Consider the following 4,134-nt stretch of genomic DNA (forward strand, 5'->3'; position numbering starts at 1 on the left):
AAATTCTAAAATTCTAAAATTCTAAAATTCTAAAATTCTAAAATTCTAAAATTCTGTCTGCGAGATTTTCCGCCAAAATACTGCACAGCAAAATTCCGCGCTTAAAATTATAAAATTTTACGCAGCAAGTTCTGTGCACTAAGCTTATCTCACATAAGAATTTTCGCGTTATAAGCTTGACGCTAAAATTCCTTGAGCTAAAACTAAAGTCTGAGAAATTTTAAAATCCGTGTAGCCGCTTGATCTCTGCGCTGATCGGCTTTTTTTGGCCTGATTTGGTCACACTTACGTAGGTTGCGATCGCGCTGGTTACGTGCAGACACTCGCGAAATCCATCCTCGCCCAGTCGTAGCGCTGCGACCTCGATCTGCACGCGGATAGAGGTATTTCCCACGCTTAGTACTTTTGCGTAGCAGCTGATGACATCGCCGATAAATACGGGCTGCTTGAAAGTTACCTCCTGCATCGAGATCGTCACGACCCGCTCGGGCGCTATCTCGCGCGCCGCCGTCGCGCCCGCTAAATCGATCTGCGCTAGTATCCAGCCGCCGAAAATATTGCCCGAGCTATTCGTATCCTTAGGCAGCGCTACGACCTTGATACGCGGCTCGCCGAAATCGTCTAAGTTTAAATCGCTCATTTTTACTCCTTAAATTTAAAAATCTCGCATTTTAACCGCGCAAATTTAACACTTTTTCGATACAATCGGCAAAAATCTATGCCGAAATTTTAAAATTTTAAGCGGATGCGAGGATGGAATTTAGCTCTCGAAGCAGACACATTCCGCTCGTAAAAAGACGATAAAAACGGCAAAAAGGATACGCGATGAACGATTTTGTAAAACTTAGCGAGATGGCAGCGAGCGCTAAGGCGCGACTAAACGCCCTCTACGACGAGCCGCACGCCGAGCTGATCGCGCGCGGGCTGGAAATTTGCGGCTTTGAGTCTGGCGATACTGCGCGCATCGCCGTATTGCGACGCATAGTCGATCTCAAAGAGGATCCGCTGCTGCAAGAATTCCGCCGCTTAGGCTACGATGAGGCGCGGCAGCGCGAGCTAAAGAGCAAAATGTATGATTTCACGCGCGAAATACACGAGGGCATGCACGCAGCGCTCATCGCCGAAGCGGGCGCGCAGGGGATTTTGCAGCCCTTTTATCTGGAGCTTTTAAAGGGCGTGCACCACATCGGGCTCGTGCTAAGCGATATGCAAAAAAGCTGGCAAGCCCTAATCATCGAAGGCACGAACAAGCGCTGGGAAAAGGAATTTAGCTCGCTTGCGCAGGCGAAGGAATTTTTGCTGCAAGAGGAGCTGTTTATGCGCACGCCTCACGGCGAGATCTGCGAGCGTTGCTACGGCGCAGTAGTGCAGCGCGACGGCAAATCCCAAATGGTTCCCTACGCCGTAGCCTTTGCGGATGAGACGGCAAAGCTGCAGAGTGAATTTAGCGATCTTTTAGAGCGCCTCGTGATGCTTGCAGAAGATGAGAGCGAACTAGCCTACATCGCGTATCTAGGCAAGCTCAAACAGGCCTTTTGCGAAAAGGACGCTAGCGCGGTGATCGGCGCGTGGCGGGATGCGGAGATCGCGTGGATGGATATAAAAACGCCGCTTCAGATCGGGCATCCGCTCGAATACTACGAGGACGCCTACACGCACGCAGTCGCGCTGGAATGGGACGTCAGACTTGCAGGCGCGTATGAGTTTAGCGCGGAGGAATTTAAAGCGCGCGTAAGCGAGAGCTTTGAGCGCGCGTATGAAAAAATCGGCGCAAACAACGCCGTCATGCACTCGCTCGTGCTCTCAAACATCGCCAAAACTCAGCTTTACGTCTGCGCGCCGCTGATCTACTACGGAGCCGATCTTAACGGGCTCTTTTCGGCGCAGGTCGTACCCAACGACGAATTTGTAAGCACCAACTGCGGTAAGAAAATTTTCGCCTTCGTAAATTTCGTCTATGAAAGCGCCAAAGCTAGACCTTTTATGCGGCTAAGCGGCGAAATTTTCGACCTCCACTATCTAAATTTCGGGCGCGAAATTTTATTTAAAAAGCCGCAAATTTGGCGCCGCGTCTACGAAATATCGACGATCGGGCACGAGTTCGGGCATATATTTTTCATCGACGCGGACACCGAGGCGCGCATGAACCGCTCGGGGCTTTTTAAGCTCATCGAGGAGTACAAGGCGACTACGGGCGGGCTCGTGAGCTTCTTTTTCCACGAGGAGGCGGAATTTTGCCTGCCGGTGCTGGATGAGCTGATCCGCCGCGCCGTGGGGCTCATCGCGTGGCAGCGGGTGGAGGAGCTCAAACCCTACTACTGCGAGGCTCTGATACATCTGAGCTTGCTTTTTGCATCGGGCGTTTTGAAATTTGAACGCGGGCGTCTGGCGATTAAATTTGACCGCGCGGGCTACGAGAGCTTTAAGTTTGCGTGCCTGCAAAACTACGAGGATCTGGCGCGGCTTTATTGCGGCAAAAAGGACGCGGCGGAATTTTTATCGCGCTTTGCGGAGCTTAGCGGCGGCGTGTATCTGCCGTGCGAGGCGCAGGTGCGGGAGTTTGTGAAGTTTTACTACTCGCGCTACGAAGCGATCGGCAACGAAACGGATCCTAGCAATGAACGAGCAAAGTGGCTTTAAAATTTCAGCTCCGAACTACGCCTTAAAATAATGGAGAGCTAGTAAAATTCCGCGGAATTTTAAAGGGAAAGCATGAGATATTTTAAAAATTTACTCTCCGATTTGCGAAGCGGCAGGCTTGCGCTACATCCGATTTTGCTCGCGGCAATGTTTTGTGTAATAAGAATATCAGGGCTTTATCTGGTAAGTGAGAAGCTTCAAGACTACCATGATTTAGATATATTGGAATGGTTTTCTATTTGTTTACTTTACGATTTTACGCAATGCGTTTGCTTTGTGGTGATAGGTGCACATTTTGCTTTTGTCGCAGGGTACTCAAACAAAAATAATCAAAACATAAACGATGATAACGCCAACAATCAAGCTCTCGGGTTACAACGCCTAGCAATATTGCGCGCTACTTTATACTCATTTATTTTTATTGCGTGTGTGGTAGGATATCTTACCGCGGATATAAACTACCAAAAATTAAATGTCTTGAATTATTTTCTACCCGCCATGCTAACAAGTGCTCTCATATATTTAATCGCAATCCAAAACTTCATGCCAGTGGCATGGTTTGATATCAATACGGCAAACTATGCAGAAATATTTTCGGTACTCTTGCGCTGGGCTAGCGTGGTGTTAGCGATAGGTTTAGCGCTAATATGGCCGCCAGCTTTGTCATCTTATTTTAAATACGCCTATAAAAAGCGCCTAGCAGAGGAGATGCGCGAGGCGTAACGGCGAGCTGAACGCAGAATTTTAGCCAAATTTTACGCCGCCAACCGCAGCTTAAAATTAGCGCGAGCGTAGCTCGCGCTTTGAGCGTGCCAAGGGGTTGGGGGATTTTAAGGGGGAAGGGGAGCGCCTCGCAAGTAGCGCCCCTTTCCCCTTAAGAGAAAACGCTGCCACGCCCCAAATTCTAGAGGCAAATTCTACATAGAGAAATTTTAAATTTATTACAAAATGAAATTCCGTTTAAATTTTAATCCGTGATATGTTTCTATTGGGGCGGAAAGGGGGCCCCAATTGCGAGGTCACACTTCTCGCAGAGGCGGCGTTGTCCCACAGCACCGCATTGCTCTGCTCGCCCACAAGCCCCACCCATCCTCCGACGACGCTTTAAGCGGTACAGGCTACGCCTGAGTTTTAGTCTAATGAAACAAACATACTTAAAATTCCTAATGTAGTAATCCAGGTCATATTAAATTTTAACGCAGACGGAGTCGCCCCCCTGAGCATGCCAGAGGTTAGGAATTTAAGGGGGCTCCTTGTAAAACGAGCGTAGCGACGCAAGGCTCTTAGCCTGGCGGGGTTTCTTGCGAGCGCAAGCGAAGCACAGAGTAAGTAGAGCCCATCCCCCTTAAGAGAAAACATTGCCGCGAGTAAATTCCAAAGATAGAATTTTACATAGCGAAATTCTAGAATTTTAAATTTATATCGCGAATTTTACGAACCGTAAATTTAAAAGCAAAGCTCTAAATTTCAACATCCATATCCACGGGCTCGATC

General features: G+C 48.5%; 3 protein-coding genes. 2 read left to right on the forward strand and 1 reads right to left on the reverse strand.

What is annotated here, in order from left to right; all coding sequences use genetic code 11:
• Positions 1-220: 220 nt before the first annotated feature.
• Positions 221-640, reverse strand: coding sequence for an acyl-CoA thioesterase (locus tag Q0236_RS02215; RefSeq protein WP_295153100.1), 420 nt, complete (start codon positions 638-640; stop codon positions 221-223).
• A gap of 185 nt (positions 641-825) precedes the next feature.
• Here Q0236_RS02215 and ciaB point away from each other — a divergent pair, with 185 nt between their 5' ends.
• Both ciaB and Q0236_RS02225 read left to right on the forward strand, forming a co-directional pair.
• On the forward strand, positions 826-2,640 hold the full coding sequence (gene ciaB / locus Q0236_RS02220) for an invasion protein CiaB (RefSeq protein WP_297914545.1): 1,815 nt from the start codon (positions 826-828) through the stop codon (positions 2,638-2,640).
• A 72-nt stretch (positions 2,641-2,712) separates the two neighbouring features.
• On the forward strand, positions 2,713-3,363 hold the full coding sequence (locus Q0236_RS02225) for a hypothetical protein (RefSeq protein ID WP_297914548.1): 651 nt from the start codon (positions 2,713-2,715) through the stop codon (positions 3,361-3,363).
• The last annotated feature ends 771 nt before the right edge of the window (positions 3,364-4,134 follow it).

This window comes from uncultured Campylobacter sp., assembly GCF_938031315.1.
In the GTDB taxonomy this organism is placed as follows: Bacteria; Campylobacterota; Campylobacteria; order Campylobacterales; family Campylobacteraceae; genus Campylobacter_B.